The sequence below is a fragment of the Undibacterium sp. GW821-FHT07F11 genome, assembly GCF_059418665.1.
Genome location: NZ_JBWKQH010000013.1, coordinates 130,113 through 152,502, shown reverse-complemented (window position 1 = coordinate 152,502; position 22,390 = coordinate 130,113). Strand labels below are relative to the sequence as shown.

Here is a 22,390-nt window from a genome sequence, read left to right as displayed (position 1 = left end):
ATTTTTTGGGATAGGCTATTTCATGACAAAACGCAGCACCCCGTCCTCACCCGTTTCCCGGCGCAAGATACCGTCATACCAGAGCTTGTGCAGATGAGCCAGCGCCTCGCCTATCGCGAAAGTCAATTGGTGCGAATCGAGCGGGCGGCGGAACATGATGGGGACGATGTCCATGGCTGACTGTGCTGTGGCACATGCCGTCTTCACCTCTTCCAGCCGCTCGGCGTGATGGTCTTGCAATTGCTGTACGCGGGTATGCAAGCCCTTGAAGGGTTTGCCATGCGAAGGCAGGATCAGCACATCTTCCGGCAGTGGCAGGTATTTTTGCAGTGAATCCATATACTGCTGCACAGGATTGGCTTCCGGCTCTATGGCAAACACCGAGACATTGGTAGAGATACGCGGCAACAGCATATCGCCAGAGATCAGGATATTAAGCTCGGCGCAATACAAGGATGCATGCTCAGGCGAATGACCAAATCCGGCGATGACTTGCCAGTTGCGCTGATTAATGACTACATCCTGACCCTCTTGCATCCGGTGGTAGGCGGTCGGCACGGTAGGCACCAGCCGGGTGTAGTGCGTCTTTCTTTCCTGTATCTGTTCCTGCATGCCGCCATCGACCAGGCCATGCTTGCGGAAGTGCGGGAACATGGCTGTGCCATCCGCACCCGGCAAGCTGGCCGACATCATGCGGGCAAAGGCATATTCACCTGCCGTCATCCATAGTTGCACATTCCAGCGGCTGCACAGCCAGTCAGCCAGACCTATGTGATCGGGGTGACAGTGGGTAGCGATGACGCGGATGATGGGCATGCCGCGCAAGTGGTTGTTCAGGTCACCGAACAGTATCTCCCAGGCGTCACGGGTAGCGTCGCTGGCAATGCCGCAATCGACTACCGTCCAGCCACGGACTTTGCCCTGACTGGTTTCGAACTCATCTTCGAGCAGCCACAGATTGATATGGTTCAGCGCAAAGGGCAGTCCCATGCGTATCCACAGCACACCCGGCGTGATTTCCATGGTCTTGCCTGTTTCAGGCAAGGTCTCGCCGAAAGGGTAGTGGAGTTGTTGTTCCAGTAAGTTCATGCTCGTCTCTGTTGTTATTGTGGTGGTTAGGGGGTGTTGACATATCTTTTAGTCAAGCGAATGGGTGAGAAACCTTGTCTGGCTAGGCGTGCGGAGCGCTGCTTGGCGAGCCAAGTGAGCGACGCACAACAACGCCAGGCGAGGTTTCTGACCCATTCCCTCTGGGTTCACCCCATATCGAGTGCTGGACTGCGTTGCGCGTCTTGTCAGGGGCGCCAGCCCTGACTGCACCACACGCCTTGCCAGCCCTCGATATGGGGTGAACGCTTTGTCTAAAAGATATGTCAACCCCCCCTATCTGCTGCCTGTTTTCTCATTATGGATGACTCCAGAAGCACTGGAATAGCCTACAATGCGATTTAAAACTATTTGACGTTAACGTCAACTGCATCAAGTGCAGATTGTAATCAGAAAACTGTTTCTGTGTTTTTTCACCAGATTGACCATGGCCACCTATACCATTACCGAACTTGCCCGCGAATTTGATATTACCCCGAGGGCGATACGATTCTATGAAGACCAGGGGTTGCTAAGCCCCAGCCGTGAAGGGCCAGGCGGCCGCAACCGTGTCTACACAACGCGGGAACGTACCCATCTGAAGCTGACCCTGCGCGGCAAACGCCTGGGCCTGAGCTTGTCGGATATCAAAAGCCTGGTCGATATGTACCGTTCCCCCAAGGATACCGAAGTACAGCTACAGAGCTTTCTGGTGGTACTGGCCAGGCACAGGGCGGCGCTGGAGCAACAGCGCGAAGATATAGAAATCATGCTGGCAGAAATCAGCGCGCATGAAGAAAAAAGCCGTAGTTTGCTGGAGCAGCTTGATCATGCAGAAAAATAAATTCTGCTTAATAAGAATGCCATGAGTTGTGTAGGCAATTTGATAAGGCTCGTGTTGAGGCAACAGCTGAAAAACATCAAACAAGCGAATTGACGTTTACGTAAACGTCAATTAGACGTATTATTTTTGCCTGAGATGGTTTTTCCTTGGCTATTGGGGGTTTTATGAGCAATCAGGCAACGCAGCAAACCACAGCTACGCTGGATCACAAACTGGCCCTGAGCATGCTGGAAAGCTTCAATGCACAGGGGGCATTGATGGCCTGGAATGCCCGCCTGACCAGCATCACGCCCGGAGCCTGTGAAATCAGCCTGCCGTTTAGCGAGGCAGTCAGTCAGCAGCATGGCTATTTTCATGGCGGTGTGATTGGTACGGTAGCTGATGCGGCGGGCGGCTATGCTGCGAATACCCAATTGATGCCGGTGAGTGAGTGCTTAACTGCAGAATACAAGATCAATATCGTCGCACCCGGCAAGGGCGATACCCTGATTGCCCGTGGCAAAGTGCTCAAGGCAGGTAAAACCCTGGTGGTATCCAGTGCCGAAGTGTTTGTAGTGCACGAAGGCAAGGAAAAACTTTGCGCCATCATGCAACAGACTTTGTTTGTGATACCGAAGGCAGAATCTAAAGCGTAAGCCAGTCGCCGCTAGTTCTATGGCGACTGTAAGCAGTAATATGGCTGGTATGGTTAATCATAAGCCAGCGAATTTTAATTTTATAAAAGTGTGAGGACGACATGCTCCATTTACCAGGTTTGACTTTTGATCACGGCGAAGACATCGCCGCTTTGCGCGAAGCCGTGCAGCAATTTGCCCAGGCAGAAATCGCCCCGCGCGCTGCCGAGATAGACCGTAGCGACCAGTTCCCCATGGATTTGTGGCGCAAGATGGGTGAGCTCGGCATCCTGGGTGTGACTGTCAGCGAAGAATACGGCGGCGCAAACATGGGTTACCTTGCGCATATCATTGCCATGGAAGAAATTTCCCGTGCGTCTGCCTCTGTCGGTCTGTCGTATGGTGCGCACTCCAACCTGTGCGTGAACCAGATCAAGCGCAATGGTACCGAAGAACAAAAAGCCAAATACCTGCCTAAGCTGATCAGCGGCGAACACATAGGCGCACTCGCCATGTCTGAGCCAAACGCCGGTTCCGACGTCGTCAGCATGAAGCTGCGCGCCGACTGGAAGGGTGACCGCTGGGTCTTGAACGGCACCAAGATGTGGATCACCAATGGTCCTGATGCCGACACGCTGGTCGTGTACGCCAAGAATGATCTGGAAGCCGGCCCACGCGGCATGACTGCCTTTCTCATAGAAAAAGGCTTTAAAGGCTTCAGCATTGCGCAAAAGCTAGACAAACTCGGCATGCGCGGCTCCCATACAGGTGAGCTGGTATTCGAGGATTGCGAGGTCCCGGCAGAAAACGTACTCGGTGGCCTGGGCAAGGGCGTTAATGTCCTCATGTCAGGCCTGGATTTTGAGCGTACCGTCTTGTCAGGCGGCCCTCTGGGCATCATGCAGGCCTGTATGGATGCGGTAGTTCCTTATGTGCATGACCGCAAGCAATTTGGCCAGCCTATCGGTGAATTCCAGCTCATGCAAGGCAAACTGGCGGATATGTATTCCACCATGATGGCATGCAAGGCTTATGTCTATGCTGTTGGCCAGGCCTGCGACCGCGCCACTACGCCAGAAGCAGTGCGCGCCCTGCGCAAGGATGCTGCCGGTGCGATTTTGTATTCTGCAGAAAAAGCTACATGGATGGCGGGCGAAGCCATACAGACCCTGGGTGGCAATGGCTATATCAATGAATATCCGGTAGGCCGCCTGTGGCGCGATGCCAAGCTGTATGAGATAGGCGCTGGCACCAGCGAGATACGCCGCATGTTGATAGGCCGTGAATTGTTTGCCGAAACAAAATAAGCCAAATAAGCAGATTGTTGTAAACTAAGTCAATTTATATGACACATTTGCATATCATTACACCGTTGCTGGAACACCGTGCTCTTTCAGCCAGCCTGGACAAACAGGTCTGGCTGAAGATGGAAAACAACCAGCCCTCCGGTTCTTTCAAGTTGCGTGGCATAGGCCTGATGTGCCAGCGTGCGGCTGAGCAGGGGGCAAAACACTTTGTCTGCCCTTCTGGCGGCAATGCTGGTTTTGCTGCCGCCGTTGCTGGTGTGGCCCTGGGTTTGCAAACCACGATCGTCGTGCCGCAAACCACGCATGAAAGTGTGCGTGCGGCAATACGGGCAATTGGCGCGACAGTTATTGTCGAGGGTAGCGTCTGGGATGAAGCCAATCAGGAAGCTATGCGCCTGTGCGAGCAGCCGGGTGCGGTGTATATCCCGCCGTTTGACCATGCTGATATCTGGGATGGCAATGCCACAATGATAGATGAGGTGGCGGGCAAGCTCGACTTTGATGTCGTCATCTGCTCAGTCGGCGGCGGTGGTTTGCTCAGTGGCATCGCCCTAGGCCTGGAGCGCAATGGCCTTGGCCATATACCCATCATCGCTTCAGAGACCGAAGGTGCAGCTTCCCTGCATGCAGCCGTGCAGGCTGGTGAACTGGTGACTTTACCAGCGATTACCTCGATTGCCAGCACCCTCGGTGCGAGACGTGTTGCACAACAGGCATTTGACTGGACGCGCAAACGCACCGTGCACACTGTGACCGTCAGCGACGCCCAGGCTGTGCAGGCTTGTCTGGCTTTTGCCGACGATATGCGTACCCTGGTGGAACCGGCCTGTGGCGCAGCCCTGGCAGTGGCTTACCAGAATCTGCCCGTACTGGCGCAATACAAGAAGCCGCTGATTGTGGTTTGTGGCGGTATAGCCGTGGATCTGGCTAAACTACAGGCTTGGGAAAAACAGTTCCTGCCCGCAGTTGAAACTGAGTGAGCACCGACCATGCCCCACACCCATTTCCCAAAATTGCTGTCTTCGCAAATTGCCTTCGATATCGCCAGGACCATACTCGATGGTTTTGACAGGCATTATCATTTGTTCCGGGCCAGCAGCCAAAGAGCAAAGCAACAATTTGAAACGGGTGACTGGCGCGCCGCACAAATCGCCGCACGCGAACGCATAGGTTATTACGACACCCGCGTGCGCGAATGCGTACAGGCACTGGAAGATGAATACGCAGAAGAAGACCTTAGTGACGAAGTCTGGCGCGAAGTCAAACTGCATTACATGGGCATGCTCATAGATCATCTGCGCCCAGAGCTGGCCGAGACTTTTTTCAACACCGTCTGCACCAAGCTCTTGCACAGGAATTATTATCACAATGATTTTATCTTCGTGCGCCCGGCAACCTCGACTGAGTATCTGGAAAGCGAAGATACGCCACCGAGTTACCGTGTGTATTACCCGGCGACAGATGGCCTGAATTTCACCATCAAGCGCATCGTCACGAATTTTCAACTGAATGCAAAATTCGAAGACCTGGACCGTGATGTGGCTCTGGTGGAAGCACGCCTGCGCGAAAATTTTGGCCCCGCCAAGCTGGAGCCAAATCACCAGATACAGGTATTGGCCAGTCTGTTCTATCGCAACAAATCAGCCTACATCATAGGCAAGGGCATCAATGGCAATAAGGAATATCCCTTTGTCATTCCCGTCATGCACAAGCGCAAGGCTGAACTGGTGCTGGACACGGTGATCTTCGACACCATGCTGATCACGGTGCTGTTCTCGTTCACTCGCGCCTATTTCATGGTGGACATGGAAGTGCCGTCTGCCTATGTACAATTCATACGCAGCATCTTGCCCAAGAAACCGCGCAGTGAAATCTACACCATGATAGGTCTGCAAAAACATGGCAAGAATCTGTTCTACCGCGACTTTTTACATCACCTCAAATATTCATCTGACCGCATAGAAGCCGCACCCGGCATACGCGGCCTGGTGATGCTGGTGTTTGCGTTGCCGTCTTTCCCGTATGTATTCAAACTGATCAAGGACAGTTTTCCGCCACCCAAGGAAACCACCAAGGCCTTGATCAAGGAAAAATACCTGCTGGTGAAAAACCACGATCGTGTGGGCCGCATGGCCGATACGCTGGAATACTCGGATGTGGCATTTCCACGCGCCCGTTTTTCTGAAGAGCTGCTGGCCGAGATCAGGCAATATGCACCATCTCTATTGGAAGTGAATGATGATGAAGTCGTCATCAAACATCTGTACATAGAACGCCGTATGACGCCGCTGAATATCTGGCTGACCGAAGCCGAGCGCGGTGGTGATATGGCTGCAATGGAACATGGCCTGAAAGAATACGGCAGCGCCATCAAGGATCTGGTGGCGGCAAATATTTTCCCTGGTGACATGCTGTACAAAAACTTCGGTGTCACACGTCATGGCCGTGTCGTCTTTTATGACTATGATGAAATCGAGTACATCACCGACTGCAATTTCCGCAAGATACCTTTGCCGCGCAATGAAGAAGACGAAATGTCTGCCGAACCCTGGTATCCGATTGCCAAAAATGATGTTTTCCCCGAACAGTTTGGCACTTTCCTGCTGGGGAACAAAAACGTCAAAGAATATTTTATGAAGCACCACGCTGACTTGCTGACCGCCGAATACTGGCAGGCCCGCAAGAAGCGCATAGTCGATGGCAAGGTGGATGATGTGTTTCCGTATCCGCAGGAAATCCGCTTTTGCAATCAGACCAGCAGTACAACTTAGAAGCTTTGTGCTTGCCCGTTTCATGACGGACAAGCCCTCATTTTCAGGCAGTCAATCTGCTTTTATTTTTGGAGAACAAGATGAATGATCCTATCGTAATCGTTGGTGCAGCCCGTACTCCCATGGGTGCTTTTCAGGGCGATTTTTCTTCCCTGACAGCCAGTCAGCTCGGTGCAGTTGCCATCAAGGCCGCGGTTGAACGCGCCGGTGTCAAGCCAGAGATGGTAGAAGAAGTCTTGTTCGGTAACTGCCTGATGGCAGGCCAGGGGCAAGCGCCAGCACGTCAAGCTTTGCTGGCTGCAGGTTTGCCAGTGTCTACAGGTGCTGTGACCTTGTCCAAGATGTGCGGCTCAGCCATGAAAGCCACCATGATGGCCTTTGATTCCATCAATGCAGGCAGCAATGAAGTCATCGTATCAGGCGGCATGGAATCCATGACCAATGCCCCTTACCTGATCCCCAAAGCACGTGGCGGCTACCGCATCGGTCACGGCATGATGTATGACCACATGATGCTTGATGGTCTCGAAGATGCTTATGACAAAGGCCGCTCCATGGGCACTTTTGCTGAAGACTGTTCTGCCAAATACAACTTCAGCCGCGAAGAGCAGGATGCATTTGCGATTGCCTCCGTCAAGCGCGCTCAGGCCGCAACTGCCGATGGTTCTTTCGCATGGGAAATCGCCCCAGTGACCGTATCAGGCCGTGGTGGCGATGTTGTCATCGACAAGGATGAGGGTCCGTTGAAAGCCAAGCTCGACAAAATCCCTGCGCTGAAACCAGCCTTCAAAAAAGACGGCACGATTACCGCCGCCTCATCCTCTTCCATCAATGACGGTGCTGCTGCACTGGTCTTGATGCGTGAATCCAAAGCCAAGGAATTGGGTCTGACACCGATAGCAAAAATCCTTGGCCACGCCAGCAATGCACAAGAACCAGGTTGGTTCACCACAGCACCAGTGGGCGCCATCCAGAAGCTGTATAAAAAATTGGGCTGGACTACGGATGATGTTGATCTGTTTGAAATCAACGAAGCTTTCGCTACCGTGCCTATGGCCGCCATGAAAGAACTGGGCATCCCGCATGACAAGGTCAATGTACATGGCGGTGCCTGTGCGCTGGGTCATCCTATCGGCGCATCTGGTGCGCGTATCATCATCACGCTGATGGGGGCTTTGAAGAAGCAGGGTAAGAAACGTGGTGTGGCTTCGCTTTGTATTGGTGGTGGTGAAGGCACGGCTTTGGCAATTGAGATGGTATAAGGCCGATTAAGCTAAGCGCAGCGCACTCTTGAGCCTGCGATGCCAGTTGTGCCTGGGTACTAAAGTACGAAGCGCTTCTTAACTCAATATTGCGCTGCTCGCTATGCTTACTCGACCTTATAGAATACCAGTGGTCACAATTTTGTAAATCGAAGGAACACAATGCCAGTCGCTTTAATCATCGGTGCATCACGCGGTATAGGTCATGAACTGGCCATGCAATACAAGGCTGCAGGCTGGCGTGTTATCGCCACTGCACGCAAGGAAGAAGACCTGGCCGCATTGCAGGCAGCAGGTTGTGAAGCGTTGCCGCTGGACGTCACCAATCTGAATGACTGTGCCGGTCTGGGCTGGCGTCTCGACGATGAGAAGATCGATGTGGCCATCCTGAACGCAGGTGTATATGGCCCACGTGTAGAGCAACTGACAGCGCCGCAGGAGTCCGAGTTTGATGCTGTCATGCATACCAATGTGCTGGCTGCCATGCGCATTTTGCCCCTGGTCTTGCCGCTGGTGGATGCAGCAAACGGCAGGCTGGCAGTGATCTCTTCACTGCTGGGTTCGATGAGTTTGCGCAACAGCACACATGGATGGTTGTATCGCGCCAGTAAAGCTGCCTTGAATTCTGTCCTCAAGGATATTTCCTTGCAGGCATCCGACAGTATCTGCATCGCCTTTCACCCAGGCTGGGTACAGACTGAAATGGGTGGTAGTGAAGCACCTCTGACTGTGACTGAAAGCGCCAGCGGCATGCGCCAGACACTGGCAGATTTAAGTGCCAAAGATAATGGCCAATTTTTTAATTACGATGGTACCAGCCTGAGCTGGTAATCGTTCAAAGCAAACAGAGACTTAGCATGTTACTGACACCAGAACACGAAATGATACGCGACGCCGTGCGCGCCTTTGCCCAGGACCGTCTGGTGCCCAATGCTGCACGCTGGGACAAGGAACATCATTTCCCCGCAGAAGAATTAAAGGAACTGGCGCAAATGGGGGCGTACGGCGTGGCCGTACCCGAAGAGTTTGGTGGCGCTGGTATGGATTATTTGTCGCTGGCCCTGGTGCTGGAAGAAATCGCTGCCGGTGATGGTGGAACTTCCACCGTGGTATCTGTCAATAACTGCCCGGTCTGCAGCATTGCCATGATGTATGCCAATGACGCGCAAAAAAAACAATGGCTGACACCATTGGCACAAGGTGAAATGCTCGGTGCCTTTTGCCTGACTGAGCCGCATGCAGGCAGCGATGCGTCTGAACTGCGCACGACCGCAAAACGCGATGGCGATCATTACGTCATCAACGGCGTCAAGCAATTCATCACCAGCGGCAAATATGCTGATGTGGCCATCGTCATGGCTGTCACCGATAAAGAAGCAGGCAAAAAAGGCATCAGCGCCTTCTGGGTGCCCACCAGCACGCCAGGCTATATCGTCGCCAGCCTGGAACAAAAGATGGGCCAGCATTCATCAGACACTGCACAAATCCTGTTCGAGAATTGCCGCATCCCGGCAGAGAACCTGATAGGTGAAGAAGGCATGGGCTACAAGATTGCCCTGTCTGGCCTTGAAGGTGGCCGCATAGGCATAGCCTCACAATCAGTAGGCATGGCGCGCGCCGCATTTGAAGCAGCACTGGCCTATGCCAAAGACAGGACCAGTTTTGGCAAACCTATTTTTGAACACCAGTCAGTCCAATTCAAACTGGCCGACATGGCGACCCAGATAGAGGCCGCCCGACAACTGATCTGGCATGCAGCCAGCATGAAAGACGCAGGCAAGCCCTGTTTGAAAGAAGCGGCGATGGCAAAACTGTTTGCTTCAGAGATGGCAGAAAAAGTCTGCTCGGATGCTATACAGATACATGGTGGCTACGGCTACGTCAGCGACTTCCCGGTTGAGCGTATCTATCGTGATGTGCGGGTTTGCCAGATTTATGAAGGTACTTCCGATATACAAAAGATTTTGATCGGGCGCGCACTGGCTGGTTGAGTGATTTCAATTCTTAAAAAGAATAACGGAGACAGCATGAAAAAAGGTTACAAGCAGCTGGTTGATGAAGCCAATGCCGAAATTAAAACCTATAGCGTGGCAGAAGCCCAGGCCAAACTCGCAGATGCCAATGTGCAGTTCATTGATGTCCGCGATATCCGCGAGCTGGAACGTGAAGGTATAGTCCCCGGTGCCTATCATGCCCCGCGTGGCATGATAGAGTTTTGGGTTGATCCTGATTCTCCGTATTTCAAACCTGTCTTCGGCGAGAAAAAAGAATTCATTTTATTTTGTGCCGCTGGCTGGCGCAGTGCATTGACTACCAAGACCGTGCAAGACATGGGCCTGGAAAATGTCGCGCATATCGATGGTGGTTTTACTGCCTGGAAAGCCGCCGGAGCACCAGTCGCCATCAAGGAAAGCAAGAAGTAATAATGAGCAGCAAAGCATGCCCCTGTGGCTTGAATAAAAATGTTGAACAGTGCTGCGGTCAGTACATCAGTGGTGCAGCGATAGCACCAACGGCAGAAGCGCTGATGCGTTCGCGCTATACCGCTTATACGCTGAATGATGAAGCCTATCTGCGTGCGACCTGGGATGAGCGTACTTGTCCCAAGGAACGTATCACGCATGATGAACCAACCAAATGGCTGGGGTTGGAAGTCAAGAAATTCAAAGCTGATGGTGATGCGGCGACGGTGGAATTTGTTGCCCGTTACAAGATTGGCGGTAAGGCGCACAGGCTGCATGAACTCAGCCGTTTTGTGCGATATGACGGCAAGTGGTTTTACGTGGATGGCAGTTTTCCAGAAAAGTGAAAAAGATAATGACAACTTTAGATTCCAAACTCAATCCCCGCTCTGAAGAATTCAAAGCCAATGCAGCGGCCATGCAAACCGTAGTGGATGACCTTAAAGAAAAGATCGCCAAAATTGCACTTGGCGGTGGTGATGAAGCGCGTAAGAAACATCTGGCCCGTGGCAAACTCTTGCCGCGTGACCGCGTACAAATGCTGCTCGATGCAGGCACGCCTTTCCTCGAGTTTTCGCAACTCGCTGCCTATGACATGTACAAAGAAAAAAGCGGTGCCGATGCTGCTCCATCTGCCGGTGTCATCACCGGCATAGGTCGTGTGGCCGGGCAGGAATGCATCATCGTCTGTAATGATGCGACAGTCAAAGGTGGTACTTATTACCCACTGACCGTCAAGAAGCATTTGCGTGCGCAAGAGATTGCCGAGCAAAATAATCTGCCCTGCATTTATCTCGTTGATAGCGGCGGCGCGAACTTGCCTAACCAGGATGATGTCTTCCCTGACCGCGATCACTTTGGCCGCATCTTCTACAACCAGGCCAATATGTCAGCCAAAGGCATACCGCAAATCGCCGTCGTCATGGGTTCCTGTACTGCTGGCGGTGCCTATGTGCCAGCAATGAGTGATGAATCCATCATCGTCAAGAACCAGGGCACGATTTTCCTCGGTGGTCCACCACTGGTGAAAGCCGCTACCGGTGAAGTCGTCAGTGCCGAAGACCTCGGTGGTGGCGATGTGCATACACGCCTCTCCGGCGTGGTAGATCATCTGGCACAAAATGATACGCATGCACTGTCGCTGGCACGTACCATCGTTTCGCACCTGAACCGCCAGAAACCACAAACCGTGGTCATGAAAGAAGTCGAAGAACCGAAGTTCCCGGCTTCTGAATTGTATGGCGTGATACCTGTCGATACCCGCAAGCCTTTTGATGTGCGTGAAGTCATTGCCCGCATCGTCGATGGCAGCCATTTCGATGAATTCAAGGCGCGTTATGGTACGACCCTGGTCTGCGGTTTTGCGCATATTCACGGCATGCCGGTCGGCATCATTGCCAACAACGGCATTTTGTTTTCTGAATCAGCCCTGAAGGGCGCACATTTCATCGAGCTGTGCTGCCAGCGCAAGATACCTCTGGTCTTCCTGCAAAACATCACCGGCTTCATGGTAGGCCGCAAATATGAAAACGAAGGCATCGCCCGCAATGGTGCCAAGATGGTGACTGCAGTGGCAACTGCGAATGTACCCAAGTTCACTGTCATCATCGGTGGCAGCTTTGGTGCTGGCAACTATGGCATGTGCGGCCGTGCTTATTCACCCCGCTTCATGTGGATGTGGCCAAACGCCCGTATCAGCGTCATGGGTGGTGAACAGGCTGCCAGTGTATTGGCGACCGTAAAACGTGATGGCATAGAAGGCAAGGGCGGTAGCTGGTCAGCTGAAGAAGAAGCGGCTTTCAAACAACCTATCAAGGATCAGTACGAACACCAGGGCCATCCTTACTATGCATCCGCGCGCCTGTGGGATGACGGTGTCATCGATCCGGCAGATACGCGCATGGTGTTGGGCCTGGGCTTGTCGGCAGCCTTGAATGCACCGATACCTGATGTGAAGTTTGGCGTGTTCAGGATGTAGGAACGTATCATGGCAAATTTCGCTTCAGCTATCCGCATGCCTGTGCTTGCTCTGTTGGCATTGTTCAGTCTGACTGTTCAGGCGCGTGCACTGCAGGAAGAAAAAACTGCAGAAGAACAGGCAACAGCCGGTCCTGTCAAGCTGGCAACGGACTTGCATGAATCGGTGACGGCTATCAATGTAGTCGTCAAGGATATGTTCGGACGAGAGAGCAAGGGTGAAGTGGTCATTACGCAGTTCAAACCTGATGGTGATGGCCCTTTCCCCATCCTGATCCTGAATCATGGTCGCAGCGCTACGAATCGTGCGGCGACTCCCAGATTCAGGTACACCCCGCAGGTCAGGTATTTTGTGAAGCGCGGTTTCGCCGTATTTGTGCCTACCCGCATTGGCTATGGTGAAAAGGGGACGACACCTGACCCTGAAGAAAGCGGTAGCTGCAATAACAAAAATTATGCGCCTATGGCAGAGGCCGCCAGCAAAGAAATTCTGGCAGTGCTCGAACATGCCAAAACACAAAATTATGTCGATGCCAGCCGGGTGCTGGTCGTGGGTCAGTCTGTAGGCGGTTATAGCGCGGTAGCGGCGGCGGCAAAAAATCCATCAGGTCTGGTAGCTGCCATCAACTTCGCCGGTGGCTCTGGTGGCAACCCGGCAGAACGTCCCGGTGAGCCTTGCCAGCCCTATAAGATGGAAAAAATGTATGCTGAATTTGGCGCAGGCAGCAAAGCACCCATGCTGTGGATATATACGGAAAACGATCAATACTTTGCTCCCAAATATTCCCAGGAATGGCACGCGGCTTTTGTAAAAGCGGGTGGCAGGGCAGAATTCAAGTTGCTGCCAGCATTTGGTAAGGATGGTCATACCCTGTTTACAGGGGGCAGCAAGATTTGGGAACCTTTGGTCAGCGAGTTTCTTGATGCGAATGGCTTCTCCAAAGCAAAGTAAGATCAAAATACGAATCAAGTGGAATTGTTAAAATGGAAAATATCGAGCTGAGCTTTCAGGGTTTCGTGGCAACTGTGACATTAAATCGCCCCGATGTGCGCAATGCATTTAATGAAACAACCATAGCTGAAATCACCAGTGCTTTCCGCGATTTGGATACGAATGACAGCATTCGTGCTATTGTGCTGGCCGCGAATGGTCCTGCTTTTTGTGCTGGCGCAGACCTGAACTGGATGAAAAAGATGGCCGACTACACCCACGAGGAAAACCTCGCGGATGCTGGCCAGCTGGCAGAAATGCTACATACCATCTATACATGCAGCAAGCCGGTTGTTGCCAAAGTGCAAGGTGATTGCTATGCCGGTGGCATGGGCCTGGTGGCAGCTTGCGATATTGCGGTAAGTGTCGATACCGCCAATTTCTGCCTCAGTGAAGTCAAGCTGGGCCTGATACCGGCGACGATTTCGCCCTATGTCATCAAGGCCATGGGTGAAAGCGCGGCACGCCGCTATTTCATTACTGCTGAGCGTTTCACGGCGGCAGAGGCGCATCGCACAGGCTTTGCTCATGAAGTGGTGACTGCCGAGGCACTGGATGCCAAAGTGGCCGAGATCGTCAAGGCGCTCTGCAGCAATAGCCCGAATGCAGTGAAACAGGCCAAACGCCTGGTACAGGACGTCGCCAGCCGCGAAGTGACGCCAGCATTGATAGCAGCAACGGTAGAAGGTATAGCGCAGATACGCGCATCGGATGAGGGCCGTGAAGGAGTACGTTCTTTCCTGGAAAAACGTAAGCCAAACTGGTTAAGTTGAATCTGGCTTGAAGATCAAGCGGATAGTAAGCAAGAATAGAATGGAAAGGGGCTGGCGAAGATGACAAAGCGTAGACTGGTATTGACAGGACTGGGCGTATCTTTGCTGGCTGCAGCAGGTGCTGTGACTTATCGCAAGTCCACCGTAGTCATCACTACAATTGCAGATATGCAGGCAAAACTTGCCAGTCTGAAATTGAATAAACTGGACAGCCTATCCGGCTGGCAGCCTTATAAAGTCTTTGTGCATCTGGCGCAAAGCATAGAGTATTCGATGACAGGTTACCCGGAAATGAAACCGGCTGCCTTTCAGAAAACGGCAGGCAGTGCAGCCTTTTATGCTTTTTCAATCGCCGGTGCGATGACGCATAACCTGACTGAACCAATACCAGGTGCGCCAGCAATCGCTGAAAGTGGCGATGTGAATGCCGGTATCGATATGCTGATTGCCTCATTGCAGAAATTTGAAAACCATGCGGGTGAGATCAAGCCGCATTTTGCTTATGGCAGTTTGAGCAAGGCAGAGTTTGCCCAGGCCCATGTCATGCATATAGAAAATCATTTGAAGGCGATATCTTGCGAGCCTTGTGATTTGAAGGTGTTGTAAGAGTAATTCGTTAAATGTCTGGAAATAATTTGAATCAAGAAAATGACTGGGTAGCACGCAGCCTGCAACATGTATGGCATCCGTGTACCCAGATGCAGCATCATGAAACCGTGCCGCTGATCCCCGTCAGCCATGGCCGCGGTGCATGGCTGTTTGATATGGAAGGCAAGCGTTATCTTGACGCCATCAGTTCCTGGTGGGTCAATCTGTTTGGTCACGCCAATCCCCGCATCAATGCAGAACTGAAAGACCAGCTCGACAAGCTTGAGCATGCAATGCTGGCCGGTTTTACCCATGCACCTGTGGTTGAATTATCAGAAAGACTGGCGGCTCTTACTGATCATGCCCTCGGCCATTGCTTCTATGCGTCTGACGGCGCATCAGCGGTCGAGATTGCTCTGAAGATGAGTTTCCATGCCTGGCGCAATGGTGGCCAGACTGAAAAACAAGAGTTTATTTGCATACAGGGCAGCTACCATGGTGAAACCGTGGGGGCGTTGGCGGTAACCGATGTCAGCCTGTTCCGTGAAGCCTATGGCCCCATGCTGCAGCGTGCTCATGTCGTTGCTTCACCAGATGCGCGTCTGGCAGAGGCTGGCGAAACTGCTGCCGATGCGGCTTTGCGCGCCGCTGCCGCACTCGAAGCAAAATTGCAGGAACGCGCAGGCAAGATTGCAGCCGTCATCATAGAACCACTGGTGCAATGTGCGACCGGCATGGCCATGCATGATCCAGTCTATCTCAAGCGCTTGCGCGAATTATGCGACCAGTATCAGGTCCATCTGATTGCTGATGAAATTGCCGTAGGCTGTGGCCGTACCGGTACTTTCTTTGCCTGTGAGTCTGCGAGTATCTGGCCAGATTTTTTATGCCTGTCGAAAGGCATTAGCGGTGGTTATTTACCGCTGTCGCTGGTGATGACGACTGATGCTGTCTACCAGGCATTTTATGATGCCGATGTAAGACGCGGCTTCTTGCATTCGCATTCCTATACCGGTAATCCGCTGGCATGCCGGGCAGCGCTGGCGACACTGGCAATATTTGAAGATGACAAGGTCTTGCAAAAGAACCGCGTCAAGGCAGAATTCTTGAACACGGCTTTTGCCGATTTGAAAAATGATGCGCGCGTGCGCCACTTCCGCCAGCAAGGCATGATACTCGCCTTTGATGCGGTGGTTGATGATGCAGAACGCGCAGCGACATTTTCACGCCGCTTTTTTGCTGCGGCCCTGAAGCAGGAATTATTAATGCGGCCCATAGGCCGCACAGTCTATATGATGCCGCCCTACATCCTTGAGCAGGATGAAATGAGCTTGCTGGCACATAAAACCAGACTGGTATTTGAAGAGGTAATGGCATGACAGATGCTGGTAAAAACAGTCCCGCAATAAATAATCCTGGCATAAGAATAGCCACGCAACGTAAATCCCTGATACAGGGTTTGCAGCAAGAGCTGGCCGTGCTGGATCAAAAACATTTATTGCGCCAAAGGCGCACGGTAGAAACCCCTTCAGCACCAAACATGAAAGTCGATGGCCGTGACTTGCTGGCGTTTTGCAGCAATGATTACCTCGGTCTGGCAGCGCATCCCAAACTGGCAGAGGCCATGCAGGAAGGTGTTGCGCTGTACGGCGTAGGCAGTGGTGCCTCGCACCTCATCAGTGGTCATAGCCGTGCCCATGCGGTGCTGGAAGAACGCCTGGCCGAGTTTGTCTCGCCACATATCGATAATGCCCGCGCCCTGTATTTTTGCACAGGCTATATGGCCAACCTGGCGGTCATCACCGCACTGGCCATCAACAAAGACACGACAGTATTTTCTGAAGCCCTGAACCATGCTTCCCTCATCGATGGTGCACGCCTATCGCGTGCCACCGTGCAGGTATTCCCGCACCGCGATTACACAGCGCTGGAACGCATGCTGCAACAATGCAAGACCAAGCACAGGGTCGTTGTCACCGACAGCGTCTTTAGCATGGATGGCAATATTGCAGAACTGGGTCCCTTGCTGGCAATTTGCGAGCGTTATGATGCCTGGCTCATCGTCGATGATGCCCATGGTTTTGGCGTGCTGGGCCAGCATGGCCGTGGCGTGCTCGAACATTTGCAGATCAAGTCGCCGAATCTGGTTTATATGGGCACACTAGGTAAGGCCGCTGGTGTCGGTGGTGCTTTTGTTGCGGCTGACGCAACGGTGATTGAATGGCTGGTGCAACGTGCCCGTGCCTATATCTATACGACCGCTGCGGCACCGGCATTGGCACACGCACTGCTGACCAGCATAGACATCATTGCTGGTGAAGAAGGCCAGCAAAGACGTGCGCATCTGCAGAAACTGATAGGCTTGTTCCGCGATGGTCTGCATTTGCAAGTCTGGCAGGGCATGCCATCGGATACTGCGATACAACCTGTGCTCATTGGCGACAATGCCGCCATGCTGAGGGTAGCTGGCAATCTCATGGACCAGGGCTTGTGGGTAGGTGCGATACGCCCACCTACCGTGCCTGTCGGTACGGCACGCTTGCGCGTGACCCTGTCTGCGGCGCATACAGAAATCCAGGTCTTGCAACTGGTGCAGGCGATTAACCGTCTGGATCAGATGAGTTATGTGGCCCAGTGTTTTGCTGAGGTGGCCTGATGCAAAAGCGGCAGCATGACTATTTCGTGACCGGCACCGATACCGAGATCGGCAAGACCCTGGTCAGCGCTGCTCTGCTGCATGCGATGCAGACGCAAGGTTTGCAAAGCGTTGGCATGAAGCCGATAGCCGCTGGGGCAGAAATGCGTGACGGTGTCTTGCACAATGAAGATGTAGACATGCTGGTGGCAGCATCCAGCGTCAAGGCAGAGCTGGCTCTGGTATGCCCTTACCTGATGCAGACACCGGCAGCGCCACATATCGTCGCGAAGCTGGAAAATGTGACTATAGAACTGCAGCATATCGTCGATAGCTATCAGCAGTTGTATGAGCAGGCAGATACCGTGGTGGTGGAAGGTGTAGGCGGTTTTTGCGTACCCCTGAATGCGCAAGTGACGACGGCAGACATGGCGCAAGCCCTGGATTTGCCAGTGATACTGGTAGTCGGCATGCGCCTGGGTTGCATCAATCATGCATTGCTGACTGTCGAAGCCATCGCCGCGCGAGGCCTGAAGCTGGCAGGCTGGGTTGCCAATACCGTTGATGTCAACATGCTGTACCCGCAAGAAAATATTGCCGCCCTGCGTGAGCGCATAGCAGCACCCATGCTGGGGCATATTCCCCGTTTGAATGTTCCTGATGACGAGAAGGCAAAAGCTGCTGCCTCGTATCTGGATTTGAGTCAATTGAAGTAAAAGGAAACAAAGATGCAAGCTACTGATACGACTTTGCAAGCCATGCAATTCCAGCCACCGGTCAAGAAGATAGAAGCCGATACCTGGCCCGTGGATGAAGTACTGGCCCTGTTTGATTTGCCCTTCAATGACTTGATGTTCCGGGCGCAAACTGCACACCACGCCAACTTCCCTGACGGTGATGTGGAGCTGGCGACACTCTTGTCCATCAAGACTGGTGGTTGCGAAGAAGACTGTGGCTATTGCCCGCAAGCTGCGCGTTATGACACCGGTGTTGAAGCCAAAAAATTGCTGGATGTACGTGAAGTACTGGACGCTGCCAAAGCCGCCCGCGAAAACGGCGCAACCCGTTTTTGCATGGGTGCCGCCTGGCGCTCACCCAAAGACCGCGACATGGAAAAAGTAGAAACCATGGTGCGCGAAGTCAAAGCCATGGGTCTGGAAACATGTGCGACTCTGGGAATGCTCAAGGAAGAACAGGCTCAGCGTCTGAAAGATGCGGGTCTGGATTACTACAACCACAATCTCGATACTGCACCTGAGTTTTACAGTAACGTGATTTCCACCCGCGATTACCAGGACAGGCTTGATACGCTTGGCCATGTACGCAGCGCCGGTCTCAAAGTATGTTGCGGTGGCATCGTAGGCATGGGTGAATCACGCCGTCAGCGCGCCGGTTTGATCGCACAACTGGCGAACCTGAATCCCTATCCAGAATCCGTACCTGTCAATCATCTGGTGCAGGTAGAGGGTACGCCTCTGCATGGCCTGGATCCGCTTGATCCGCTGGAGTTTGTGCGCACGATAGCCGTTGCCCGCATCACCATGCCCAAGGCGCGTGTGCGCTTGTCTGCAGGCCGTCGCCAGATGGGTGAAGCCGTGCAGGCCATGTGTTTTTTGGCGGGTGCGAATTCGATTTTCTACGGTGATAAATTGCTGACTACGGCTAACCCGGAAGCACAGGATGACCGTGTCTTGCTGGACAAGCTGGGCTTGAAGACGCGTGGCAAGGTAGAAGCGAAGGCTGGTAGTTGTTCTTGAGGAAGACCTTACTTCTTCAGCACCGAGTGCACAGAGAAAATGGAGACACAGAGAAGGGCAAGTGCTTTTCTCTGATGAAAATCGTAGTCAATTATCGTAGATACATCCACCCAAAAGGTTAGAGACATGTTTACCAAAATCCTTATCGCCAACCGTGGCGAAATTGCTTGCCGTGTTGCTGCTACCGCACGCCGCATGGGCATCAAGACTGTCGCTGTGTATTCCGAAGCCGATGCTAATGCCAAGCATGTCGCGGTTTGTGATGAGGCAGTATTGATAGGCCCTGCTGCTGCCAAAGAAAGTTATCTGCGTGCCGACAAGATCATACAAGTCGCATTGGCGACGGGGGCGCAGGCGATACATCCTGGCTATGGCTTCCTGTCAGAAAACAGTGAATTTGCTGAAGCTTGTGCCAAAAATGGCATCGCCTTCATCGGCCCGCCAGCTTCTGCGATAGAAGCCATGGGCAGCAAGTCTGCAGCGAAATCCCTGATGGAAAAAGCCAATGTGCCACTGGTGCCTGGCTACCATGGTGATAATCAGGATGCAGATTTTTTGCATACCGAGGCTGACCGTATCGGTTACCCGGTCTTGCTCAAAGCCAGTGCCGGTGGTGGTGGCAAGGGCATGCGTGTCATTGAGAAATCGGCTGACTTCAAGGATGCGCTGGCATCCTGCAAACGTGAAGCCATCAATTCTTTTGGTGACGATAAAGTGCTGGCAGAAAAATATCTGCAAAGACCACGTCACATAGAAATCCAGGTGTTTGCTGATACCCACGGCAATTGCGTCTACCTGTTTGAGCGCGATTGCTCGGTGCAGCGCCGCCATCAAAAAGTGTTGGAAGAAGCACCAGCTCCAGGCATGACAGCAGAACGCCGCGCCGCCATGGGCGAGGCTGCCGTGGCTGCTGCAAAAGCAGTTGGTTATGTTGGTGCCGGTACGGTGGAATTCATCGCCAACCAGGATGGTTCTTTCTACTTCATGGAAATGAATACCCGTCTGCAGGTTGAGCATCCAGTGACAGAAATGATTACCGGTACTGATCTGGTGGAATGGCAATTGCGTGTAGCTGCCGGTGAAAAATTGCCGCTGCAACAAAGCGAATTACAGATCCATGGTCACGCCATAGAAGCACGCGTGTATGCAGAAAATCCTGAAAAAGGATTCCTGCCATCGATAGGTACTTTGCGCCATGCACGTACTCCCGTTGCAGTGAATTTTGAACTTGGTGGCGCGACTGATCCGGCGGCTTTCCGTATCGATAGCGGCGTACGTGAAGGCGACACGATTTCACCTTTCTATGACCCCATGATCGCCAAGATGATAGTCTGGGGCAAGGACAGGAAAGAAGCATTGGCGCGCATGGCGCAGGCATTGGCGCAATACCAGATCGTTGGCCTGCACAGCAATATCGCCTTCCTGTCGCGTCTGGTGACCAGCACGGCTTTTTCTGGTGCTGATCTGGATACTGGTCTGATAGAACGCAATCAGGCAGAACTATTCCCTGCACCGGTAGCCGCGAACCTGACAACGCTGGCACTGGCGGTTGTCTCTCTGTTGAATTCAGAAAAATCAGCAAGTGGTAGTAGTGACCCTTGGCAATCCAGCCACGGCTGGCGCATGAACGGCCTCATGCAACGCAGCCTGCAATTCACAGAAGAAGAGCAGGCGCATGAAGTGCAAGTGACTTACCTTGCAGATGGCTGGCAAGTGCAGGCCGGTGCAGCGACAGCGCAAGTCAAACTGGCACTGGCCGATGAAAATGATATCGTCATCAAGATTGCAGAACAGACTGTGGCGGCTACCGTAGTGCGTGATGGCGAACATTTCCACGTCTTCAGCCAGGGTAGACACACTGACCTGCATTACATCGATGCGCTGGCACATGCCGGTGAAGCCGAGGCTGAAACTGGCCGCCTGACTGCACCCATGCCAGGCAAGATCGTTGCCGTGCTCGTCAACAAGGCGCAGGAAGTGAAGAAGGGCGATGCCCTGCTGATCATGGAAGCCATGAAGATGGAACATACGATTTCTGCACCGCATGATGGCGTCATTGATGAAGTCTTGTATGCGATTGGCGATCAGGTGACTGAAGGGGCGCAGTTGCTGGCTTTCCAGCAGTAAATCTTTGCCTGAAGCTTGTCCCGTAAAGCCAGCACTGTTGTGCTGGCTTTACTTTTTTATCACCAGATCATTTAAGTAAAACAGATACGCCAGCAAATCACCCCGCTGTGTTACTTGTACAATTCGACAAGCAAGTCCATGATGAATACCTGAACAGAAAATTGTTCCAGCGATTTTTCATTACCTTGCCCAGACTTTGGAATCACCATGACCGCACTCTCCATCAACATCAACAAAATCGCCCTGCTGCGTAATTCACGTGGCCGTAATTATCCTGATGTGCAAGCCTTTGCTGCCCGCTGCCTGGACTTGGGGGCACGCGGCATTACCCTGCATCCGCGTCAGGATCAAAGGCATGCGCGTTATTCTGATGTGGAAACCCTGGGCGTGTTATGCCAGGCGCGTGGTGTGGAATTGAATGTGGAAGGTTATCCTGCGCCAGACTTCCTGGACGTCGTGAAGCGCAACAAACCTGCGCAATGCACGCTGGTGCCCGATGCGCCTGATCAGCTGACTTCTGACCACGGCTGGGATTTACGCAAGGACGCTGACTTTTTACGCCCTGTGCTGGCTGACCTCAGGGCGCTGGGCATACGCAGCAGTTTGTTTATTGATTACGACAATCAGGACATGCATCTGGCCAAAGAGCTGGGGGCAGACCGTGTCGAGTTATATACCGAACCCTATGCCGAGCATTTTGGCACGGTAAAGGGAGAAGAGATTTTCCAGGGTTTTGTTGCTGCCGCCAAACGCGCCCAGGATGCCGGGCTGGGGGTGAATGCCGGGCATGATCTGAACCTGAATAACCTGGCAAAATTCCTGACCATACCCGACATACTGGAAGTCTCCATAGGCCATGCAGTGATCGTCGAATGCCTGGAGCAGGGCATTGTTGAGGTGCTCGCAAAATACGCAAAAATCTGCCAGTCGTGCTAATTTTTATATTTTTTGCAAGAAAAAATGAAAAGCAAAAAAATGTTAACTTTTTCCTTGTTACTTGCAATTTCATGAACTACATTGGGGTAACGGTGCTTCGCATGAGGCACTGTGGTTGATGTACCGCCCTATGGATGAGGATTCATTCATAGGAATTTTCATCAGCGTTGTTTAAAGGCAAACCACCCGAAAGCGTGGGACGCAAAACTATAGGGCCCTCGCCAAACGCGGCACGGCAGCCAGGTACCGTAATCCGCATA

At 52.7% G+C, this 22,390-nt stretch carries 21 protein-coding genes and 1 riboswitch; of the genes, 20 read left to right on the top strand and 1 reads right to left on the bottom strand.

The features are described 5' to 3' along the window. Window positions 1–15 precede the first annotated feature (15 nt). On the bottom strand, window positions 16–1,089 hold the full coding sequence (locus AC07OI_RS27740; RefSeq protein WP_492708453.1) for an MBL fold metallo-hydrolase: 1,074 nt from the start codon (window positions 1,087–1,089) through the stop codon (window positions 16–18). A 445-nt stretch (window positions 1,090–1,534) separates the two neighbouring features. On the opposite strand from AC07OI_RS27740, the gene AC07OI_RS27735 reads away from it, so the two are divergent. The 20 genes from AC07OI_RS27735 (at window position 1,535) to AC07OI_RS27640 (ending at window position 22,130) form a co-directional block, all read left to right on the top strand. Beyond that, window positions 1,535–1,930 (top strand): MerR family transcriptional regulator, encoded by a 396-nt coding sequence (locus AC07OI_RS27735; protein ID WP_492708455.1) that lies wholly within the window; start codon window positions 1,535–1,537, stop codon window positions 1,928–1,930. Window positions 1,931–2,094: 164 nt separating this feature from the next. Next, complete coding sequence (locus AC07OI_RS27730) at window positions 2,095–2,565, top strand: PaaI family thioesterase (RefSeq protein ID WP_495259399.1); 471 nt, start codon at window positions 2,095–2,097, stop codon at window positions 2,563–2,565. Between the two features lie 101 nt (window positions 2,566–2,666). Further along, the gene (locus AC07OI_RS27725; RefSeq protein WP_162043910.1) at window positions 2,667–3,851 is read left to right on the top strand and encodes an isovaleryl-CoA dehydrogenase; all 1,185 of its coding nucleotides are present in this window, start codon (window positions 2,667–2,669) and stop codon (window positions 3,849–3,851) included. Window positions 3,852–3,889: 38 nt separating this feature from the next. Continuing rightward, window positions 3,890–4,831, top strand: a complete 942-nt coding sequence (locus AC07OI_RS27720) for a pyridoxal-phosphate dependent enzyme (RefSeq protein WP_495259398.1) — start codon at window positions 3,890–3,892, stop codon at window positions 4,829–4,831. A 9-nt stretch (window positions 4,832–4,840) separates the two neighbouring features. Continuing rightward, on the top strand, window positions 4,841–6,622 hold the full coding sequence (gene aceK / locus AC07OI_RS27715; RefSeq protein ID WP_492708463.1) for a bifunctional isocitrate dehydrogenase kinase/phosphatase: 1,782 nt from the start codon (window positions 4,841–4,843) through the stop codon (window positions 6,620–6,622). Between the two features lie 80 nt (window positions 6,623–6,702). Further along, on the top strand, window positions 6,703–7,884 hold the full coding sequence (locus AC07OI_RS27710; protein ID WP_495259397.1) for an acetyl-CoA C-acetyltransferase: 1,182 nt from the start codon (window positions 6,703–6,705) through the stop codon (window positions 7,882–7,884). Window positions 7,885–8,046: 162 nt separating this feature from the next. Next, window positions 8,047–8,715: an SDR family oxidoreductase gene (locus AC07OI_RS27705; protein ID WP_495259396.1), complete on the top strand. Its 669-nt coding sequence runs from the start codon at window positions 8,047–8,049 to the stop codon at window positions 8,713–8,715. A gap of 26 nt (window positions 8,716–8,741) precedes the next feature. Then, the gene (locus AC07OI_RS27700; protein WP_110257515.1) at window positions 8,742–9,875 is read left to right on the top strand and encodes an acyl-CoA dehydrogenase family protein; all 1,134 of its coding nucleotides are present in this window, start codon (window positions 8,742–8,744) and stop codon (window positions 9,873–9,875) included. A 36-nt stretch (window positions 9,876–9,911) separates the two neighbouring features. Beyond that, entirely contained in the window at window positions 9,912–10,307 is a 396-nt protein-coding gene (locus AC07OI_RS27695; RefSeq protein ID WP_110257516.1) for a rhodanese-like domain-containing protein, read from the top strand. A 2-nt stretch (window positions 10,308–10,309) separates the two neighbouring features. Then, window positions 10,310–10,693, top strand: coding sequence for a YchJ family protein (locus AC07OI_RS27690; protein WP_495259395.1), 384 nt, complete (start codon window positions 10,310–10,312; stop codon window positions 10,691–10,693). Between the two features lie 8 nt (window positions 10,694–10,701). Continuing rightward, the gene (locus AC07OI_RS27685; protein ID WP_495259394.1) at window positions 10,702–12,324 is read left to right on the top strand and encodes a carboxyl transferase domain-containing protein; all 1,623 of its coding nucleotides are present in this window, start codon (window positions 10,702–10,704) and stop codon (window positions 12,322–12,324) included. A 9-nt stretch (window positions 12,325–12,333) separates the two neighbouring features. Beyond that, entirely contained in the window at window positions 12,334–13,275 is a 942-nt protein-coding gene (locus AC07OI_RS27680) for an alpha/beta hydrolase family protein (protein ID WP_495259393.1), read from the top strand. A gap of 32 nt (window positions 13,276–13,307) precedes the next feature. Continuing rightward, window positions 13,308–14,087 carry an enoyl-CoA hydratase/isomerase family protein gene (locus tag AC07OI_RS27675; protein ID WP_495259392.1) on the top strand — a complete coding sequence of 260 codons (780 nt, stop codon included), beginning with the start codon at window positions 13,308–13,310 and terminating at the stop codon, window positions 14,085–14,087. Window positions 14,088–14,147: 60 nt separating this feature from the next. Next, window positions 14,148–14,693 (top strand): DUF1569 domain-containing protein, encoded by a 546-nt coding sequence (locus AC07OI_RS27670; protein ID WP_495259391.1) that lies wholly within the window; start codon window positions 14,148–14,150, stop codon window positions 14,691–14,693. A 14-nt stretch (window positions 14,694–14,707) separates the two neighbouring features. After that, a complete protein-coding gene (gene bioA / locus AC07OI_RS27665) occupies window positions 14,708–16,054 on the top strand; it encodes an adenosylmethionine--8-amino-7-oxononanoate transaminase (protein WP_495259390.1) in 1,347 nt (448 codons plus the stop codon). Then, window positions 16,051–17,331 carry an 8-amino-7-oxononanoate synthase gene (gene bioF / locus AC07OI_RS27660; protein ID WP_495259389.1) on the top strand — a complete coding sequence of 427 codons (1,281 nt, stop codon included), beginning with the start codon at window positions 16,051–16,053 and terminating at the stop codon, window positions 17,329–17,331. Before bioA ends, bioF begins: the two co-directional genes overlap by 4 nt. Beyond that, window positions 17,331–18,026: a dethiobiotin synthase gene (gene bioD, locus AC07OI_RS27655; protein ID WP_495259388.1), complete on the top strand. Its 696-nt coding sequence runs from the start codon at window positions 17,331–17,333 to the stop codon at window positions 18,024–18,026. Before bioF ends, bioD begins: the two co-directional genes overlap by 1 nt. A gap of 12 nt (window positions 18,027–18,038) precedes the next feature. Next, window positions 18,039–19,067, top strand: coding sequence for a biotin synthase BioB (bioB, locus tag AC07OI_RS27650; RefSeq protein WP_495259387.1), 1,029 nt, complete (start codon window positions 18,039–18,041; stop codon window positions 19,065–19,067). A 126-nt stretch (window positions 19,068–19,193) separates the two neighbouring features. After that, window positions 19,194–21,194, top strand: coding sequence for an acetyl/propionyl/methylcrotonyl-CoA carboxylase subunit alpha (locus AC07OI_RS27645; protein WP_492708487.1), 2,001 nt, complete (start codon window positions 19,194–19,196; stop codon window positions 21,192–21,194). A gap of 207 nt (window positions 21,195–21,401) precedes the next feature. Continuing rightward, a complete protein-coding gene (locus AC07OI_RS27640) occupies window positions 21,402–22,130 on the top strand; it encodes a pyridoxine 5'-phosphate synthase (protein WP_495259386.1) in 729 nt (242 codons plus the stop codon). Between the two features lie 166 nt (window positions 22,131–22,296). Next, window positions 22,297–22,381, top strand: a riboswitch (cyclic di-GMP riboswitch). The last annotated feature ends 9 nt before the right edge of the window (window positions 22,382–22,390 follow it).

What these genes read in the sequence shown, in the direction of transcription:
- AC07OI_RS27720 (WP_495259398.1), top strand. Translation starts at nt 3,890, where the DNA reads ATGACACATTTGCATATCATTACACCGTTGCTGGAACACCGTGCTCTT.
- AC07OI_RS27645 (WP_492708487.1), top strand. Translation starts at nt 19,194, where the DNA reads ATGTTTACCAAAATCCTTATCGCCAACCGTGGCGAAATTGCTTGCCGT.
- AC07OI_RS27710 (WP_495259397.1), top strand. Translation starts at nt 6,703, where the DNA reads ATGAATGATCCTATCGTAATCGTTGGTGCAGCCCGTACTCCCATGGGT.
- AC07OI_RS27725 (WP_162043910.1), top strand. Translation starts at nt 2,667, where the DNA reads ATGCTCCATTTACCAGGTTTGACTTTTGATCACGGCGAAGACATCGCC.
- bioD (WP_495259388.1), top strand. Translation starts at nt 17,331, where the DNA reads ATGCAAAAGCGGCAGCATGACTATTTCGTGACCGGCACCGATACCGAG.
- AC07OI_RS27675 (WP_495259392.1), top strand. Translation starts at nt 13,308, where the DNA reads ATGGAAAATATCGAGCTGAGCTTTCAGGGTTTCGTGGCAACTGTGACA.
- AC07OI_RS27735 (WP_492708455.1), top strand. Translation starts at nt 1,535, where the DNA reads ATGGCCACCTATACCATTACCGAACTTGCCCGCGAATTTGATATTACC.
- bioA (WP_495259390.1), top strand. Translation starts at nt 14,708, where the DNA reads ATGTCTGGAAATAATTTGAATCAAGAAAATGACTGGGTAGCACGCAGC.
- AC07OI_RS27690 (WP_495259395.1), top strand. Translation starts at nt 10,310, where the DNA reads ATGAGCAGCAAAGCATGCCCCTGTGGCTTGAATAAAAATGTTGAACAG.
- AC07OI_RS27695 (WP_110257516.1), top strand. Translation starts at nt 9,912, where the DNA reads ATGAAAAAAGGTTACAAGCAGCTGGTTGATGAAGCCAATGCCGAAATT.
- AC07OI_RS27640 (WP_495259386.1), top strand. Translation starts at nt 21,402, where the DNA reads ATGACCGCACTCTCCATCAACATCAACAAAATCGCCCTGCTGCGTAAT.
- AC07OI_RS27730 (WP_495259399.1), top strand. Translation starts at nt 2,095, where the DNA reads ATGAGCAATCAGGCAACGCAGCAAACCACAGCTACGCTGGATCACAAA.
- AC07OI_RS27705 (WP_495259396.1), top strand. Translation starts at nt 8,047, where the DNA reads ATGCCAGTCGCTTTAATCATCGGTGCATCACGCGGTATAGGTCATGAA.
- AC07OI_RS27700 (WP_110257515.1), top strand. Translation starts at nt 8,742, where the DNA reads ATGTTACTGACACCAGAACACGAAATGATACGCGACGCCGTGCGCGCC.
- bioF (WP_495259389.1), top strand. Translation starts at nt 16,051, where the DNA reads ATGACAGATGCTGGTAAAAACAGTCCCGCAATAAATAATCCTGGCATA.
- AC07OI_RS27685 (WP_495259394.1), top strand. Translation starts at nt 10,702, where the DNA reads ATGACAACTTTAGATTCCAAACTCAATCCCCGCTCTGAAGAATTCAAA.
- AC07OI_RS27740 (WP_492708453.1), bottom strand. Translation starts at nt 1,089, where the DNA reads ATGAACTTACTGGAACAACAACTCCACTACCCTTTCGGCGAGACCTTG.
- AC07OI_RS27670 (WP_495259391.1), top strand. Translation starts at nt 14,148, where the DNA reads ATGACAAAGCGTAGACTGGTATTGACAGGACTGGGCGTATCTTTGCTG.
- AC07OI_RS27680 (WP_495259393.1), top strand. Translation starts at nt 12,334, where the DNA reads ATGGCAAATTTCGCTTCAGCTATCCGCATGCCTGTGCTTGCTCTGTTG.
- aceK (WP_492708463.1), top strand. Translation starts at nt 4,841, where the DNA reads ATGCCCCACACCCATTTCCCAAAATTGCTGTCTTCGCAAATTGCCTTC.
- bioB (WP_495259387.1), top strand. Translation starts at nt 18,039, where the DNA reads ATGCAAGCTACTGATACGACTTTGCAAGCCATGCAATTCCAGCCACCG.